Origin of the sequence: Lactococcus sp. DD01 (genome assembly GCF_001578715.1) — a bacterium.
In the GTDB taxonomy this organism is placed as follows: Bacteria; Bacillota; Bacilli; order Lactobacillales; family Streptococcaceae; genus Lactococcus; species Lactococcus petauri.
Genome location: NZ_KQ968940.1, coordinates 11,525 through 29,291 on the forward strand (window position 1 = coordinate 11,525; position 17,767 = coordinate 29,291).

The window sequence follows — 17,767 nt, forward strand, 5'->3', positions numbered from 1 at the left end:
TCTTTCAGGAAATGGATTGCTATTTTTATGGATGGAAGGGTATAGAAAAAGCCCTCAAAGAGGACTTTTTATTTAAAGCCATTTTCTAAAGTTTCAATAACTGTCAAAATTTGCTCATCCGAAACGAGTTTTTCAGCTCCATTCACGAGTGACTCATAAGCTGCATCATAGACACGACCATAATCGCCTGAAACCGTAGGAATTGACTTTTCAATGCGATCGCCATTTTGATTGTAGTATGTCAATTGAGCAAAATCTTGCGGTGCATCGGCCCCAAAACCGTCACTTCCCGGGAAGATTCCCACCTTCAAATCATTTTCCTGTTGGTCAACGTTTTCTTTAATTAAAGTTCCTCTAGAACCATAAAGCACCCATTTGGGACGTTTGAGTGCAGCCAGTTCAGTGGCTTGAACTGTTGCTCGGAAATCGGTGTAAAGCAAGTTTACAGAGAAGTAATCATTTACAGCATTTGAATCGCGTGTTGAACGAATATCGTATTGTACATCTTTTGGCTGTCCAAAGAGTGAAACCATTTGGTCAACCATGTGTACACCATGGCCATACCAGGCGCCATCAAAGTTTTTACCAGCAGTTGCATCTGCTGGACGATAGTGATCCATAGTGACAGTAATGTCAAGCAAATCTCCTAGGTAACCCGTATCCAAAACTTTTTTGATTGTCAAAAAATCACTGTCAAAACGACGGTTTTGGAAAGGCATAAAGAAGAGCTTCTTTTCTTGAGCGATACCAACTAATTCTTCGGCTTGTTCTAACGTTTCTACTAGCGGTTTGTCACAGATAACGTTTTTTCCACCCAGTAAAAGCTTTTTACTGGTTTCATAGTGTGCAGCACCTGGAGTGACGACAATGACTAAATCAATTGAATCATCTTGAATAATATCATTGATGTCTGTTGAAAAAAAAGTTCCTTCAGCCTCAAGAATAGCTTGCTCAGGACGTTTGCCTAGGCTACGGTTGACAACGCGCGCAATGTTGAAGTGCTCACGGATTTTAACATAAGGAATATGATAGCGATTGGTGGACTTCCCAAAACCAACATAAGCAATGTTTAACTTTTTCATGCTTTCTTCTCTTTTTTCTTTTTCGCTTGGTGTTGTTTTTTTAATTCTTCGATTTTTGACAATTTATCTGTCTTTTTATTTGAATTTTTTTCGTGGAATTTTTGGACAGAGGCTTGCCCTTTATAATTTAATTGATACTTTCCCATGGTTCTCTTTCTCTCTATTTTACAAGGCGACGTTCGAAAGCATCCGAGGAGATACCTTCACTTAAAATTTTCTTCGCCCATTCTTTTGCTGAAAATAATGAGTGATCGCGATAATTTCCACATTCTTTTTCGGCAACCCCTGGGACATTATCCCAAGTGAAACTGTCTCCTGCGAGCTCTTCCAAAGATGAAGTGATCACTTTAGCAATCTCCTCAGCAGTTGGTTCGCCCCACATAATCATATGGAAGCCAGTACGACATCCAAAAGGAGAAAAGTCAATCATGCCATCAATACGGTCACGAATCAAACTTGCCATTGAGTGTTCGATAGTATGTAGCCCACTTGTCGGGATTTCACCGTGATTAGGTTGCACAAAACGGACATCAAAGTTGGTGATGATGTCACCTTTAGGACCAGTCTCTGTCCCAATTAGGCGCACGTAAGGTGCTAAAACTTTTGTGTGATCGAGCTGGAATGATTCTACTTCAGCCATATTTTCTACCTCCAGTATTCTTAGTATTCTTCTATTTTACCATTTTTTGAACCAAAATTTTTTTGTCTGACCTCGTAAAGTGATAGAATGAAGCTAGAAAGTAAAGAAAAGGAGAAATTATGTCACTTACAGAAACTTACACTCTCGCAAATGGTATGACAATTCCAAAAGTTGGTTTTGGAACATGGCAATCTAAAGATGGTGAAGAAGCATATCAAGCTGTAAAAACGGCCTTAGAAGTTGGCTATCGTCATATTGATACAGCAGCTGTCTATGGCAATGAAGAGTCAGTGGGACGCGCGATTAAAGACAGTGGAATTGCTCGCGAAGACTTGTTTATTACAACGAAGCTTTGGGCTGTTGGTACAACAGAAGATGCCCGAGCAGCACTAGATGAAAGCTTGGAAAAACTAGGTTTAGACTACGTGGACCTTTATCTTATTCACTGGCCAAATCCAAAAGCATTTCGACCAAACTTTGCCGAGCGCAATGCTGCGGTTTGGAAAGCAATGGAAGAAGGCGTACGGGACAAAAAAGTTCGAGCTATCGGGGTGTCTAACTTCCATCCACGTCACTTAGAACCTTTACTGGAAGTTGCTGAAATTAAACCTGTTGTCAACCAAATTATGGTTAATCCTTCGGATCAGCAAGAAGAGGTTGTAGCTTTCAATAAAGCACACGATATTTTGACAGAAGCTTATAGCCCACTTGGCACAGGTAAAATCTTTGCGGTTACTGAATTGGCGGATATTGCAGATAAATATGGTAAAACAGTTGCCCAAGTCGTTTTACGTTGGAGTTTACACAAAGGTTATCTTCCTTTACCTAAGTCTGTGACGGCAAGCCGTATTAAAGAAAATGCGGATATTTTTGATTTTGATTTGACCGAAGAAGATATCGCCTTTATTGATAGCCTTCATGGGAAAGCAGGTCTGGCACGCAATCCAGACGAAGTGGACCACTAAAATAAATTTAAGGACATTCAAATTGTAAGATTTGAGTGTCTTTTTTTATAATTGACAGAATATAGACAGGAAGAATAATAAAACGTTAAAAAAGTGTTTTATTTCACAATAATAATTGCTAAATGAATATGAAAGTGCTATCATTTAATTGATAAAGAATTCACAAAGGAGAAACAAAATGAAAATTGGTGTAATTAAAGACCCAAAACAAGGTGAAGCGCGTGTAGGGATGACTCCAGAAAACGTAAAAATTCTCGTTGAAGCAGGTAATGAAGTACTTGTCGATAGTAATGCTGGTGCAGGTTGTGGTTTTACAAATGACCTTTATGAAGCGGCTGGAGGACAAATCGTCGATACAGAAACTGCTTGGGAAGCAGAGCTGATTGTTAAAGTCAAAGAACCAATGGAATCTGAATATAAATATTTCAAACCAGGCCAAATTATTTGGGGATTCTTACACTTGGCAGCCAATAAAGCTTGTGTGGAAAAAATGATGGAAGTCGGTGTAACAGCTATTTCCGGTGAAAATATCTCAATCAATGGTGTGCTTGAGTTGCTTAAACCAATGTCAGCTATTGCGGGACGTCGTGCAGTTAATATTGGGCAATATTATCTTGAAAAACAACATGAAGGGGAAGGAATTCTTCTTCCTGGTATTGAAGGTATCGAGGCTGGTACAGTTGTTATCTTCGGTGGAGGTAATGCTGCAGAAAATGCTGCCGATATGGCTGTTGCTTTGGGATGTAAGGTTATTATCATTGAACTTGGTGATGCGCGTATCGCCCAACTTAAAGAACGCTATGCAGGAAAAACAGTTGAAATCGTTAAATCAACAACAGAAGCATTGGAAGAAAATATTAAACTTGCAGATGTCTTTATCTCAACAATCTTAATCCCTGGCGCTAAACCACCAAAATTAGTCAAAGAATATATGGTTAAATCTATGAAACCAGGTTCTGTTATCGTGGACATCGCTATTGACCAAGGAGGAACTGTTGAAACAATCGATCATGCAACAAACCATGCGGATCCAGTCTTCATCAAACACGGCATAATTCATTACGCTGTGCCAAATATGCCAGGAGCAACACCTCGTACAGCGACAATTGCTTTGGCTCAGGGCAATATCTCTTTCCTTAAGGATATTTCAGTCAAAGGCTTAGATGAGGCGCTGAAATCAAAAGAACTCTTATCTGGGTTGAGTGTTTATAAAGGAAAAGTTGTTTCTAAAGCACTTGCTGATTCAATTGATGTCACTTATACGGAACTCTAAAAAGAAATCTAAGGAAAAAGAATTATGCCAAATTTAGCAAATCTGCCAATTACAATTAAAGATATTAAAAAAGCTCAAAACACTGTTAAACAATATGCACGTGAAACACCCTTGATTCAGTCAATGTTCTTGACTGCTAAAACAGGTGGCGAAGTTTACTTGAAACTTGAAAATATGCAATTAACAGGCTCATTCAAGTTCCGTGGCGCTTTCAATAAGATTGCTCAATTATCTCAAGAAGAGAAAGATCGTGGAGTGATTGCGTGTTCAGCAGGGAACCATGCTCAAGGTGTGGCTTTAACTTCCAAACTTCTCGGTATCAAGAGCATTATTGTTATGCCAAAAGGTGCACCTCAAGCTAAGGTTGATGCCACACGTGGCTATGGTGCAGAAGTAATGCTTGAAGGTGAACAGTTTGATGACTCAAAGGCCTTTTGTGAAGCTTATGCTAAGGAAAATAATATTACGTATATTCCTCCATATGATGATGCAGAAGTAATGGCTGGACAAGGAACAATCGGTCTAGAAATCTTAGATCATCTGTGGGATGTTGACACAGTATTGGTGCCAGTAGGTGGTGGTGGTTTGATTTCAGGTGTTGCGGTTGCCTTGAAATCTTTTAACCCTAATATCCAAGTTATTGGTGTGCAAGCTGAAAATTGCCATGGTATGACTGCATCTTTTAGAGAACGTAAGAAAGTGCACCATGATGAAGCACCAACGATTGCAGATGGCTGTCATGTGGCTTATCCAGGTGAATTGACTTTTGAAGTAGTCAATCAAATCGTTGATAATATGGTTCTTGTAACAGAAGCAGAAATCGAATTAGCCATTAAAGATTTGATTCAACGTACGAAAATCGTGGTGGAAGGTGCTGGCGCTCTTGCAACAGCAGCTATTCTCTCAGGTAAAGTTGATGATTATGTGAAAGGCAAAAAAGTTGTTTCTATCGTTTCAGGAGGGAATGTTGACTTAGCCCGTATTGAAGATGTTGTGGATCATTTTCTCATTGCCAATGACAACGATCAATAATTCTTAAAAAAAAAGACTTTGAATTTCAAAGTCTTTTTTGTATAGTTCAGTCTTTTTTTAATCGTGAGATAATTTACTCTGACATCACGAAATTCACAAAGACATGTAATTTAAATTAAAGTTTAATCAAAGTGCAAAAAATCCTTGCATGAGTAAAAAAAAAGTGTTAAACTTACTGTAAACGGTTACAAAACTTGTAACTAAAAATTGAAAGAAGGTTATAGAATGACTTCAAAAGTTTTAACACAGTTCCTCGAAAATGGGCTTGGAGACCTTAAACAAAAGGGTTTGCTCAACACAATTGACGTTTTAGATAGCGCTAATGGTCCTGAAATTACAGTTGCGGGCAACAAGATGATTAACCTTGCTTCAAATAACTATTTGGGATTTGCGACACGTCCTGAATTAATTCAAGCAACAAAAGATGCAACAGATAAATATGGAGCTGGAGCTGGTGCAGTACGTACTATCAACGGCACTTTAGATATACACATTGAATTAGAAAAAACAATCGCTGAATTTAAAGGCACAGAAGCCGCGATTGCGTTTCAATCAGGTTTCAATTGTAATATGGGAGCGATTAGCGCCGTAATGAAAAAAGGTGATGCGATTCTTTCAGATGAACTAAACCATGCCTCAATTATTGACGGATGTCGTCTCTCAGGTGCTAAAATTATCCGTGTTAAGCATCAAGATATGGCTGACCTTGAAGCAAAAGCAAAAGAAGCGACTGAGTCTGGTGAATACAATAAAGTAATGTACATCACAGACGGTGTGTTCTCAATGGATGGGGACGTTGCTAAATTGCCAGAAATTGTTGAAATCGCTGAAAAATATGATTTGATTACTTATGTTGATGATGCGCATGGTTCTGGTGTTATGGGCGGCGGAGCCGGTACAGTAAAACATTTTGGCTTGCAAGATAAGATTGACTTCCAAATCGGTACTCTTTCAAAAGCGATTGGTGTAGTAGGCGGATATGTAGCGGGATCAAAACTTTTGGTTGATTGGCTTAAATCACAAGGACGTCCTTTCCTTTTCTCAACTTCATTGACACCGGGTGCAGCAGCAGCAGCAAAAGAAGCCTTTGTCTTAATGCATGATCATCCAGAATATGTCGAAACACTTTGGGACAACGCAAAATACTTCAAAGAAGAATTACAAAAAGCCGGCTTTGATACAGGTGTATCTGAAACACCAATCACACCAGTGATTCTTGGAGATGAAGCAAAAACACAAGAGTTTTCTAAGAAATTGATTGAAAATGGCGTCTATGTTAAACCTATCGTATTCCCAACTGTACCACTTGGAACAGGACGTGTACGTGCAATGCCTACAGCAGCGCATACGAAAGAAATGTTAGATGAAGCTGTTGCTGTTTTTGCCAAAGTAGGTAAAGAGATCGGCTTGATTTAATTTCTTGGGGCAATAAAAACTTTCTATTACAAGTAAGCATACAACAAATATATTGGAGAAAATATAATGAAAAAAGTACTCATCACAGGCGCACTCGGACAAATCGGATCAGAATTAACAGAACGTCTTCGGAAAGATCTTGGGGTTGATAATGTTATCGCAACAGATGTACGTGAAGTTGAAGGTAATCCAGTTGTGACTGACGGCCATTTTGAAATTTTGGACGTCATGGACCGTGACAAAATGATGGCAATTGCTAAAGATAATGGTGTGGATACAATTATCCACTTGGCCTCACTTCTTTCAGCTGTTGCAGAAGCAAAACCACAATTTGCTTGGAATTTGAATATGGGTGGCTTGGTTAATGCCTTAGAAACAGCGCGTGAACTTAACCTCCAATACTTCTCACCATCATCTATTGCTGCCTTTGGACCAAGCACTCCAATGGACAACACACCTCAAGTAACTATTCAACGTCCAAATACAATGTACGGTGTGACTAAAGTTTCTATGGAATTGCTTTGTGATTACTACTACACTAAATTTGGTGTTGATACACGTGGTGTACGTTTCCCAGGTTTGATTTCTTATAAAACATTGCCTGGTGGAGGAACGACAGACTATGCTGTAGATATCTACTACGAGGCAATTAAAAATGGTCATTACTCAAGCTTTATCGCTGAAGGCACAAAGATGGATATGATGTACATGCCTGATGCTATCGATGCCATTGTTGACTTGATGAATGCACCTGCAGACAAATTAGTAAACCGTAATGCTTTTAATATTACTGCGATGAGTTTTGAGCCTGAAGAAATTGCTGCATCAATCAAAAAATTCATGCCAGACTTTACAATGGATTATGATGTAGATCCAGTCCGTCAAGGTATCGCAGACAGCTGGCCAAACTCTATCGATGCAACTTGTGCCAAAGAAGAATGGGGCTTCAATCCTAAATATGATTTAGATGCAATGACGAAAGAAATGCTTGAAAAACTTACAGAAAAATTAAAAAGCTAAAAACTAAGTTCATCCCATCACAAAATCTAAAATTATGTTAAAATAAGAGAGTAATCGGTTACAAGATTACTCTCTAATGCTGATGTTAGGAGTCAGCATTGTTATTATTAATCTTATCAAAAATTTATCTTTGAAAGAGGAGCTCTTATGGAACAAAAAAATGAAATGAAGCGAACGCTTGGTTTCTTCCCTGCCCTTACAACAGTAATGGGTACGGTTATTGGTGCAGGTGTATTCTTCAAGGCTGGACGAGTTGCGGAACTCACAGGCCAACCAGGATTGCACATATTGGTTTGGATACTTGGTGGTATCATTTCAATTTGTGGGGGATTAACTGCTGCAGAACTTGCTGCTGCTATCCCTGAAACAGGTGGGATGATTCGCTATATTCAACGTGGTTTTGGTAAACGTTGGTCATTTCTCTTAGGTTGGGCACAGTCTATTATCTATTTCCCTGCAAATATTGCAGCACTCTCTGTTGTATTTGGTACACAATTTTTAAATTTGTTTGGGATGAATGTGAGCGCAGCTAACACTGCAATAGTCGGTGTAATTGCAGCAATTACAGTTACCTTAATTAACTTCATTAGTTCTAAAGCTGCGGGAGGCCTTCAGTCCGTTACAACAGTGATTAAGTTAATTCCGATTGCCTTGATTGTTGTTGTTGGGTTACTTCGTCCTGGTGGTGTTGATTTCCAATTGCTTCCTATTACAGCAGGAGAAAACTTATCCTTGGCGTCTGCAATTGGTTCAGGTCTTTTAGCAACTATGTTTGCCTATGACGGTTGGATTTATGCTGGTAATATTGCCGGTGAAATGAAAAACCCTGCTAAACATTTGCCTCGTGCGATTATTCTTGGTATTGTTGCTATCATGTTTGTATATGTCTTTATCAATGCAGCTTATATTCGTACTTTAGGTATTCCAACCTTGATGGAAAATGATCCGAATCTCCCTGCTATTGTTGCCAATACAATTTTTGGTGGTATGGGAGGTAAACTTGTCACAATTGGTATCTTAATTTCTGTTTACGGTACAATTAATGGTTATTCAATGACAGGAATGCGTGCATCATACGCTTTGGCAACAGAGAAATCTTTCCCTTTCTGGAGAACGTTTAAAAAGCTCTCAGCGAGCGGCGTGCCCGTAAACTCAGGTATTCTGCAAGTTGCAATTGCAGCAATCATGTTAGTTGTAACAATGCTTTCAAGCGATGCTTTTGACTTCTTAACAAATATGTTGGTCTTTGTAATTTGGATTTTCTACACTATGGTTTTCATAACGGTCTTTATCTTACGTAAGCGCGAACCAGAATTAGTCCGTCCATATAAAGTACCACTTTATCCAGTTATTCCAATTATTGCAATCATTGGTGGTGTCTTCATCTTAGTCATGACCTTGATTAGTTCAGACTATATGAGTAACCAAGTTCCAGCCTTGGTTGGTGTTGTCTTTACTTTAATTGGTCTTCCTGTATACAACCATCTAGACAAGAAGTACCATCGTTAATATAGAAAAAAACTCCGAGTGTGGAGTTTTTCTTTTGGATCTGGAAGGAGAGCTTATTTTTTATCAGTATTTGCTTTTTAAAGTAAATTTGCTATAATTTGCTTATGAAAAAATTACTGGTATTGATTGACTTTCAAAATGATTTTATAGATGGTTCTTTGGGCACAAAAGAAGCGCAAGCTATTGTTCCAAGGGTTATTGAGAAGTTGGTGTCTTACGCTGAAAGTGAACGACTGGCTACACAAGATACACACTTTGAAGATTACCTAACAACTCAAGAAGGACAAAACTTGCCAGTAATTCACTGTCAAAAAGGTACTCAGGGTTGGGAAATACGTAAGGAAGCACAAGTTGGCTTTCAACGTGTGTTCGAAAAAAATATCTTTGGTTCAGTAGAGCTTGCAGAATATATCCGCAATGAGAATGTGGAGCAAGTGGAACTCATTGGTATCTGTACGGATATATGTGTGGTTTCAAATGCTTTATTGATTAAGTCATTTGCTCCAGAAGTAAAAATTACTGTTGATGCCTCATGTTGTGCGGGTGTAACTCCAGAAAGTCATCGTGCAGCTTTAGAAACAATGAAATCTTGTCAAATTAATGTGATTAATGACTAAAAAGAGCAAAAATAGCTCTTTTTTTATTTTTGGCCTCAACACTATATATAGTGTGCTTTCTTTTGTTTTCATAAAAAATGACACTAGATATAGTGGAAAAAGGAAAATTTATTTGATAGAATAGAAGCACAAGGAATTAAAAAATGGGGGAACGAAACAATGAAAATGGTTGAGGAAAGCACTGTTGTAACAGATCGAGAAATCAGTGTGATTAAGCGTGATGGTCGCTCCGTAAAGTTTGACAGCAGCAAAATTTTTGAGGCGTTGCAAAAAGCTGGGGACGAAATAGTACCTCCGGCTTCAGAGGAGCGTATAGCAGAAATCTGCGATCGTGTAGTGCACGAAATATTCACACGTTTTACGGATAATGTTAAGATTTATGAAATTCAAAGTATTGTGGAACATCTGTTGATGGAACTTGGTGAAACAAAGTGGGCGGAAGTTTACACAACTTATCGCACACAACGTGATCTTGAAAGAAGTAAGGCAACAGACATTAACTTTACCATCGAAAAATTGATCAACAAGGACCAAACGGTTGTCAATGAGAATGCCAACAAGGATAGCGATGTTTTCAATACACAGCGTGATTTAACTGCAGGTGCTGTTTCTAAAGCCATTGGTTTAAAGATGCTCCCTCCTCATGTAGCGAATGCCCACCAAAAAGGGGAAATTCATTATCATGACTTAGATTATTCTCCCTTCACAACGATGTCAAATTGTTGTTTGATTGACTTTAAAAATATGTTTGAAAATGGCTTTAAATTAGGGAATGCTCAAGTAGATTCACCTAAGTCCATTCAAACAGCAACTGCTCAAGCTTCACAAATTATTGCAAATGTAGCTAGCTCACAATACGGCGGCTGTTCATTTGACCGTGCTGATGAAATTTTAGCACCTTATGCAAAATTAAACTATGCGAAGCATTTAAAAGATGCGGAAGAGTGGATTGAGCAACCGGAAAAACGCGAAGCCTATGCTCAAGCAAAAACTAAAAAAGATATCTATGATGCGATGCAATCTTTGGAATATGAAATCAATACGCTTTTTACTTCAAATGGGCAAACACCTTTTGTTACAGTTGGTTTTGGTTTAGGAGAAGACTGGTATGCACGTGAAATCCAAAAAGCTATCCTGAAAGTCCGTATCGGAGGTTTAGGAAAAGAGCATCGTACAGCTATTTTCCCTAAATTAATTTTCACCTTGAAGCGTGGTTTGAATCTTGAAGTCGGTACGCCAAACTATGACATTAAAAACTTGGCACTAGAGTGTGCCACAAAGCGTATGTATCCAGATATCTTGTCTTATGACAAGATTGTCGAGTTAACAGGTTCATTTAAAGCAAGTATGGGATGCCGTAGCTTCCTTCATGGTTGGAAAGATGAAAAGGGCAATGAAGTAACTGCGGGCCGTAATAACCTCGGAGTAGTAACGGTAAACCTTCCACGTATTGCACTTGAAGCGGCAGGCGATAAAGAAAAGTTCTGGGAAATTTTTAATGAACGCATTGCCATTGCTAAGGATGCTTTGGTTTTCCGTGTTAACCGTACAAAAGAAGCCCAACCCAAAAATGCCCCTATACTCTTTATGAATGGGGCCTTGGGTCGCTTGAAAGCTGAAGATTCAGTCGATGAGCTTTATAAAAATGAACGTGCAACAGTTTCCCTTGGCTATATCGGCCTTTATGAAGTTGCAACAAGTTTCTATGGACCAACGTGGGAAAATAACAAGGAAGCAAAAGACTTTACTTTGGAAATCGTAAAACGTATGAACCAAGATTGTAAAGACTGGAGTAAAGAAACCGGTTATCATTTCTCTGTTTACTCTACACCAAGTGAAAGTCTGACAGACCGTTTCTGTCGTATGGATAAGGAGAAATTTGGTTCTGTTGCGGATATCACCGATAAAGATTACTATACGAACAGCTTCCATTATGATGTGCGTAAAAATCCAACTCCATTTGAAAAATTGGAATTTGAAAAAGATTATCCCGTTTATGCCAACGGAGGTTTTATCCACTATGCGGAATATCCAATGATTCAACAAAATCCTCGTGCACTTGAAGCCGTTTGGGACTTTGCTTATGATCGTATCGGCTATTTGGGAACAAATGCACCGATTGACCATTGTTATGAGTGTGGTTTCGAAGGAGACTTTACTGCGACTGAGCGTGGCTTTAAATGTCCCCAATGTGACAATGCTAACCCACAAACATGTGATGTGGTAAAACGAACATGTGGGTACCTAGGTAACCCTCAAGCTCGCCCTATGGTTCATGGCCGTCATAAAGAAATATCAGCGCGTGTCAAACATATGAATGGCTCTGTAGGTGTTCTTGAAGATGGCGAGAGCATTGACAGTGAAGCTGTAGATCATGCAAAGAGCAAGTTTGTAAAATAAAGTAAAAAGTGAATCTTAGGATTCATTTTTTTTTATGAAAAGATAAAAAAGCAGGGACAAATTTAAAATTTTAGTGAAAATTCAAGAATAATATTGACAGTGTTTAAGTTTTATTTTATAATTTTAATGCAACCGCTTTTTTACATTTGTAAAAGGCGCGTAAAAAATTACTTTGTCTTGTCCGCAGAGTGATAAAAAATTTTAAGGAGTAATATGGACACTAAAAAAATTAGATGGTTTACCGTCGCATTTATCGCCTTCAACATGGTTTGGGGCATGGGAAATGTGGTCAATAACTTCGCCCAGCAAGGGATCACAGTTGTTACCTCATGGATTTTGATTTTGGCGCTTTACTTTGTACCTTATGCACTTATTGTTGGGCAGTTAGGCTCAACTTTTAAAGACAGTAAAGGAGGCGTAAGTTCGTGGGTTGAACAAACTTCAACAAAACGTCTTGCCTACTATGCAGCCTGGACATATTGGGTTGTGCATATCCCTTATCTGGCCCAAAAACCTCAAGCTATTTTGATTGCCTTTGGTTGGATTGGTCGTGGAGATGGACAGCTTGTAAGTTTGATGTCTGTTCCGATGGTTGCCATCATTTCATTGATTATTTTCCTTCTCTTCCTCTGGCTCGCAACAAAAGGCTTAAACACGCTTAAAGTTATTGGGGGACTTGCAGGAACAGCAATGTTTGTCATGAGCTTGCTCTTTATCGTGATGGCTGTCAGCGTTCCTTTTATTGCAAAAGACTTTGCAATCGCAACGCCAGATATGGGAAATATCAACACGTATATCCCTAAATTCGACTTCAGTTACTTCACAACAATCTCTATGCTAGTCTTTGCGGTTGGTGGTGCAGAAAAAATTTCACCTTATGTCAACCAAATGAAGAGTCCTGCACGTGAGTTTCCAAAAGCAATGTTTATGCTTGCTGCAATGGTCGGTGTCTGTGCCGTTCTTGGCTCAGTTGCGATGGGTATGCTCTTTACAAGTGGTAACTTGCCTGATGACCTCATGGCCAATGGTGCCTATGCTGCCTTTCAAATGCTTGGCGAACACTATGGTATTGGCAATAGCCTGATGTATGTTTATGCCTTTACACAAGGTATCGGTCAAATTGCTGCGCTTGCCTTTTCAATAGATGCGCCATTGCGTATTTTGCTTGCGGATGCAGATCCACAATTTGTTCCAGCTTGGCTACGTAAAACGACTGCCAAAGGAACATTGATCAATGGTTTCGTATTGACAGGAATTTTGGTAAGTATCGTTATTTTGATGCCTTTGCTTGGAATAGGAAACATGAACGAATTGGTCAAATGGCTGACAAACTTAAACTCAGTGGTGATGCCAATGCGCTACATGTGGGTATTCTTCGCCTTTATCATGCTTAATCGTGCGATTAAACACTTTACTTCTGAATACAAATTTATCAAGCAAAAACGCTTGGCGATGTTTGCTGGTATCTGGTGTTTCTTGTTCACTTTAGTAGCATGTGTCCTTGGTATGGTACCAAAAGTAGATTTTGCTGCCGACCCTTCGGCTTGGTGGTTCCAATTGACTTCGAACATTTTGACACCAGTTGTCTTGATTCTTTTAGGGATGCTCCTTCCATTTATTGCGCGTCGTGAGCAAAAAAATCAAATGATTTAGTCTAAAAAGTAGTATAATAGAATGAGTAGTTTCGGAAGAAATTGCTCATTTTTTGATACGCTACTCTCATTGCCCTAAAGGGTCTAATGAGGAACGTCAAGCTTTATCAGGCTTGTCTGCATGATATCCTCTTCATTGTGATTAAGAGGATGAATTGTGAAATTTTAGATAAAATAGAGATAGGAGTAATGGCAGATGAATAATCCAAAACCACAAGAGTGGCTTGCTGCGGATTTGGAACAGGGCTATGTTTCAGATTATAAGCCTTTCAATTTTGTTGATGGAGAAGGTGTACGTTGCTCGCTTTACTTATCCGGCTGTAAATTCCACTGCGAAGGATGCTATAATCAAGCAACTTGGAATTTCCGTTACGGTAGTCCATATACAAAAGAATTAGAAGAAAGAATCATGGCTGACTTGAGCCAGTCTTATGTTCAGGGATTGACATTACTTGGTGGTGAGCCTTTCCTCAATACTGGCGTTGCTTTACCGCTGGTCAAACGTATACGCGCAGAACTTCCTGAAAAGGATATTTGGTCTTGGACGGGTTATACTTGGGAAGAGCTTCTACAAGAGGATGAAACCAAACTTGAGCTTTTGCGAAATATTGATATACTTGTTGACGGTCGCTTTAAACTCAGTAAGAAAAACTTATTGCTCCAATTTAGAGGCTCTTCAAATCAACGAATTATTGATGTGAAAAAATCCCTCGCTGAGCATCGAGTAGTCATCTGGGAAAAACTTAATGACGGTAAAGCAGCTGTAGAACAAATTCATAAGGAAAAGCTAATATGAAAACTGTGTTAGTAATTTGTGAATCAGGCTATTGGCATGACTTACGTGAAGGACTAGCAGCTGTAGAAATTGGCTTTCTCGGTTTTGACAAGAAAAAACCTAGGCGTTCCGAAATTGACCAATTAGTGGCGCAAGCTGACTTTGTGATGATTCGGAACCTCAATGTCGCTCATGCTTCAGTTCGATTTGCAAAAGAAGCAGCAAAAGCGAGTGATACACCTTTCTGGATAGGCAGTAATTTCGGTGTAGAAAAGATTATTGAAAAGCTTAAGCTTGCCTTTCCGGAAATAAAGTTGTCCGAAAAAACTATGAAGCCAAAAATGCCAAGAAAAAAAGTCCGCAACAAAAGTTGGCTAATCCTTCTACGAACAATTCTGAAGAAAAGTACCAGCTACCCAAGAAAGCAAAAAATCTTGCCTTAAAATCGGCTCTGAAGGACTTCAAAGTTACTGAAGAGGAAGTTGATTTTGCAAAAATGTTTAAGCCCTGACATCAGGGCTTTTTTGCAAAAATGAGAGATAGCGAAAATGCAAGTCATTTGGTATAATTAGTTTTATGAATAAAATCCTCGAAGTAGAAAATCTAACTTTCAAATATGAAGAAGATCAAGAAGCGCCCACTTTAGATGGGGTATCTTTTGCTGTCCAAGCAGGAGAGTGGGTTTCTATCATTGGTCAAAATGGTTCAGGAAAGTCAACCACAGCTCGTGCTATTGACGGTTTACTTGAAAATGTATCTGGAAATATAAAAATTGACGGACAAATTTTAAGTTCGGAGAACGTTTGGGCACTTCGTCAAAAAATAGGAATGGTTTTCCAAAACCCTGACAATCAATTTGTTGGAGCAACTGTTGAGGACGACGTCGCATTTGGAATGGAAAATCAGGGTATTCCTCGTGAAGAGATGATTTTGCGTGTGGACCAGGCTTTAAAACAAGTCAATATGCTAGAGTTTAAAGGCAAGGAACCTGCACGATTATCTGGTGGACAAAAACAGCGTGTTGCTATTGCAGGGATTATCGCATTGCGTCCAGAAATTATTATTCTTGATGAGGCAACTTCCATGCTTGATCCGACAGGACGTGCTGAAATCATGCGCGTTATCCGTGAAATTAAGGCAGAATATAATCTTACAGTGCTCTCGATTACTCATGACCTTGATGAAGCTACCCTGTCTGATCGTGTATTGGTCATGCGTGCGGGTAAAATTATCAAATCCGCCAAGCCAGAGGAACTTTTTGGTTCTGGTGAGGATATGATTAATATTGGTTTAGATATGCCTTTCACATCGAACTTAGCCGAGGATTTACGAGCGGACTTTAACTTGCCAGAAAAATATTTAAATGAAGAAGAACTGGCAGAACTCTTAGCAGAAAGACTGAGAAAATGATTAAATTTGATAAGGTAAATTTCACTTACCAACCGAATACTCCCTTTGCGAGTCGAGCGCTCTTTGACATCAATTTAGAGGTGGCAGAAGGAAGTTATACTGCCCTTATTGGCCATACAGGTTCAGGGAAATCAACACTATTACAACATCTTAATGGCCTGTTGCAACCTACAGAAGGTAAGGTCAATATTGATGATATTGTCATTCAGGCCAGCAGTAAACAAAAAGAAATCAAGCCAGCACGTAAAAAGGTGGGGGTTGTTTTCCAGTTTCCAGAAAGTCAGCTTTTTGAAGAAACGGTTTTGAAAGATGTTGCTTTTGGTCCACAAAACTTTGGTGTTTCGCAAGAAGAGGCGCTTAAAATTGCGCGTGAAAAGCTCGAGCTTGTCGGTCTAGCAGAAAAAAACTTTGAAAAATCGCCTTTTGAATTATCAGGTGGACAAATGCGCCGTGTTGCCATTGCGGGGATTTTAGCAATGGAACCTAAAGTTTTAGTTCTTGATGAACCCACTGCTGGATTGGACCCCAAAGCCCGCATCGAGATGATGCAGCTCTTTAGTCACCTACATCAAGAAGGGCAGACAGTTGTTTTGGTCACACATAATATGGATGATGTGGCCGAATATGCAGACAAGGTGTATCTCTTAGAAAAAGGACGTGTTATTTCATCAGGTAGTCCTCAAGACGTTTTTCAAAATGTTGAATTTTTGATGCAGCATGAGCTTGGTGTACCTAAAACAACGGAATTTGCTGTCAAGTTAGAGCAGCGAGGTGTGGTCTTTGACCGCTTGCCTATCAAACGTCAAGAGTTGATTCAAATGCTGAAGGAGGCGAAAAAGTAGAATGCAAAATATGCTTATGGGACGTTACATCCCTGGAAATTCGCTGATTCATCGTCTGGATCCTCGAAGCAAACTTTTAGTCATGTTTATTTTTGTTATCGTGATTTTCTTTGCACATGACTGGTTAGGCTATTTACTCTTAATTCTTTACACTTTTGCTGGTGTCCTTTTATCAGGAATTTCTATTTCTTATTTCCTTAAAGGTCTAAGACCGATGATTGGCTTGATTTTATTTACAGTTATTTTTCAGATGCTGTTTACACCTGGAGAACATATTATTTTTCAATTTTGGATATTGAAAATATCAACAGAGAGCTTAATTAACGCACTCTATATTTTCTTCCGCTTTGTGTTAATTATCTTTATGTCAACAGTACTCACATTGACCACGCCGCCGCTAACCTTGGCAGATGGTATTGAAACTGGTTTAGCACCTTTGAAGAAAATCAAGGTACCGGTACATGAATTAGGACTTATGCTTTCGATTTCACTTCGCTTTATTCCAACATTGATGGACGATACAACCATGATTATGAATGCCCAAAAGGCAAGAGGTATGGATTTTGGTGAAGGGAATCTCTTGCAAAAAGTCCGCTCGATTATCCCGATATTGATTCCGCTCTTTGTTTCGAGCTTCCGCCGTGCAGAAGATTTAGCAGTTGCCATGGAGTCACGAGGCTATCAAGGAGGCGATGGGCGCAGTAAATATCGTCAGCTCAAATGGTCGAAAAATGATTTTATTTTATTACTGAGTATTTTTATATTGGCTGCTCTCTTACTGTCATGGAATACCTTTAGTCGTTAATTCGCGCAGCTACTTTTAGAATAAAAAAACTGAATAATTTCGGTTTTTTTGTTTAATTATGAGTTTATTCTTGCATTCGCAAAGTTGATTTGCTATAATAATCAAGTAGTTAAAAAACGCACCCGTGGCTCAACTGGATAGAGTACCTGACTACGAATCAGGCGGTTGCAGGTTCGAATCCTGCCGGGTGCATAATAATTAATTCGGGCTTGCCCGTTTTATTATTGTAAAAAATTTTCATACCTTCGGGAAGTAGCTCAGCTTGGTAGAGTACTTGGTTTGGGACCAAGGTGTCGCAGGTTCGAATCCTGTCTTCCCGATTACCGACT

16 protein-coding genes, 2 tRNA genes and 1 pseudogene are annotated in these 17,767 nt (G+C 39.1%); 16 read left to right on the plus strand and 3 right to left on the minus strand.

All coding sequences use genetic code 11. The annotated features are described in order from the left end of the window. Positions 1-68: 68 nt before the first annotated feature. From LACDD01_RS07885 to LACDD01_RS07890, 3 genes are read right to left on the minus strand one after another with little or no spacing between them, the layout of a single operon-like run. A complete protein-coding gene (locus LACDD01_RS07885; RefSeq protein WP_061414205.1) occupies positions 69-1,082 on the minus strand; it encodes a Gfo/Idh/MocA family oxidoreductase in 1,014 nt (337 codons plus the stop codon). Beyond that, the gene (locus LACDD01_RS12080; protein ID WP_197458041.1) at positions 1,079-1,228 is read right to left on the minus strand and encodes a hypothetical protein; all 150 of its coding nucleotides are present in this window, start codon (positions 1,226-1,228) and stop codon (positions 1,079-1,081) included. The genes LACDD01_RS07885 and LACDD01_RS12080 overlap by 4 nt, the downstream gene beginning before the upstream one ends. A 14-nt stretch (positions 1,229-1,242) precedes the next feature. After that, positions 1,243-1,722 carry an S-ribosylhomocysteine lyase gene (locus LACDD01_RS07890; RefSeq protein WP_003133193.1) on the minus strand — a complete coding sequence of 160 codons (480 nt, stop codon included), beginning with the start codon at positions 1,720-1,722 and terminating at the stop codon, positions 1,243-1,245. A 119-nt stretch (positions 1,723-1,841) separates the two neighbouring features. Between LACDD01_RS07890 and LACDD01_RS07895 the strand changes: the two genes are divergently transcribed. The 16 genes and pseudogenes from LACDD01_RS07895 to LACDD01_RS07970 all read left to right on the plus strand — a co-directional run bounded on the left by LACDD01_RS07895 (position 1,842) and on the right by LACDD01_RS07970 (position 17,758). Then, positions 1,842-2,687 (plus strand): aldo/keto reductase, encoded by an 846-nt coding sequence (locus LACDD01_RS07895; RefSeq protein WP_046400884.1) that lies wholly within the window; start codon positions 1,842-1,844, stop codon positions 2,685-2,687. A gap of 178 nt (positions 2,688-2,865) precedes the next feature. Further along, the gene (locus tag LACDD01_RS07900) at positions 2,866-3,960 is read left to right on the plus strand and encodes an alanine dehydrogenase (protein ID WP_019291512.1); all 1,095 of its coding nucleotides are present in this window, start codon (positions 2,866-2,868) and stop codon (positions 3,958-3,960) included. Between the two features lie 24 nt (positions 3,961-3,984). Next, on the plus strand, positions 3,985-4,992 hold the full coding sequence (tdcB, locus tag LACDD01_RS07905; protein WP_003133199.1) for a bifunctional threonine ammonia-lyase/L-serine ammonia-lyase TdcB: 1,008 nt from the start codon (positions 3,985-3,987) through the stop codon (positions 4,990-4,992). Positions 4,993-5,217: 225 nt separating this feature from the next. Continuing rightward, on the plus strand, positions 5,218-6,408 hold the full coding sequence (locus LACDD01_RS07910; protein ID WP_014025448.1) for a glycine C-acetyltransferase: 1,191 nt from the start codon (positions 5,218-5,220) through the stop codon (positions 6,406-6,408). A gap of 66 nt (positions 6,409-6,474) precedes the next feature. Further along, positions 6,475-7,428: an L-threonine 3-dehydrogenase gene (locus LACDD01_RS07915; RefSeq protein ID WP_061414208.1), complete on the plus strand. Its 954-nt coding sequence runs from the start codon at positions 6,475-6,477 to the stop codon at positions 7,426-7,428. Positions 7,429-7,575: 147 nt separating this feature from the next. Then, positions 7,576-8,937: an APC family permease gene (locus tag LACDD01_RS07920; RefSeq protein ID WP_019291515.1), complete on the plus strand. Its 1,362-nt coding sequence runs from the start codon at positions 7,576-7,578 to the stop codon at positions 8,935-8,937. Between the two features lie 104 nt (positions 8,938-9,041). Further along, positions 9,042-9,554, plus strand: a complete 513-nt coding sequence (locus LACDD01_RS07925; protein WP_019336043.1) for a cysteine hydrolase family protein — start codon at positions 9,042-9,044, stop codon at positions 9,552-9,554. 159 nt (positions 9,555-9,713) lie between these two features. After that, positions 9,714-11,954: an anaerobic ribonucleoside-triphosphate reductase gene (gene nrdD, locus LACDD01_RS07930; RefSeq protein WP_019292589.1), complete on the plus strand. Its 2,241-nt coding sequence runs from the start codon at positions 9,714-9,716 to the stop codon at positions 11,952-11,954. 213 nt (positions 11,955-12,167) lie between these two features. Continuing rightward, positions 12,168-13,607 (plus strand): APC family permease, encoded by a 1,440-nt coding sequence (locus LACDD01_RS07935; protein ID WP_061414211.1) that lies wholly within the window; start codon positions 12,168-12,170, stop codon positions 13,605-13,607. A 195-nt stretch (positions 13,608-13,802) separates the two neighbouring features. Next, the gene (nrdG, locus tag LACDD01_RS07940) at positions 13,803-14,402 is read left to right on the plus strand and encodes an anaerobic ribonucleoside-triphosphate reductase activating protein (RefSeq protein ID WP_019292586.1); all 600 of its coding nucleotides are present in this window, start codon (positions 13,803-13,805) and stop codon (positions 14,400-14,402) included. Beyond that, positions 14,399-14,892: pseudogene (locus LACDD01_RS07945) on the plus strand (DUF2325 domain-containing protein). Before nrdG ends, LACDD01_RS07945 begins: the two are co-directional and overlap by 4 nt. Positions 14,893-14,957: 65 nt before the next feature. Then, positions 14,958-15,791 (plus strand): energy-coupling factor ABC transporter ATP-binding protein, encoded by an 834-nt coding sequence (locus LACDD01_RS07950; protein WP_019292584.1) that lies wholly within the window; start codon positions 14,958-14,960, stop codon positions 15,789-15,791. After that, complete coding sequence (locus tag LACDD01_RS07955) at positions 15,788-16,633, plus strand: energy-coupling factor ABC transporter ATP-binding protein (RefSeq protein WP_061414214.1); 846 nt, start codon at positions 15,788-15,790, stop codon at positions 16,631-16,633. Before LACDD01_RS07950 ends, LACDD01_RS07955 begins: the two co-directional genes overlap by 4 nt. 1 nt (position 16,634) lies before the next feature. Continuing rightward, positions 16,635-17,438 (plus strand): energy-coupling factor transporter transmembrane component T family protein, encoded by an 804-nt coding sequence (locus tag LACDD01_RS07960; RefSeq protein WP_019292582.1) that lies wholly within the window; start codon positions 16,635-16,637, stop codon positions 17,436-17,438. 118 nt (positions 17,439-17,556) lie between these two features. Then, positions 17,557-17,630, plus strand: a tRNA-Arg gene (locus LACDD01_RS07965). A gap of 54 nt (positions 17,631-17,684) precedes the next feature. Next, a tRNA-Pro gene (locus tag LACDD01_RS07970) sits at positions 17,685-17,758 on the plus strand. The last annotated feature ends 9 nt before the right edge of the window (positions 17,759-17,767 follow it).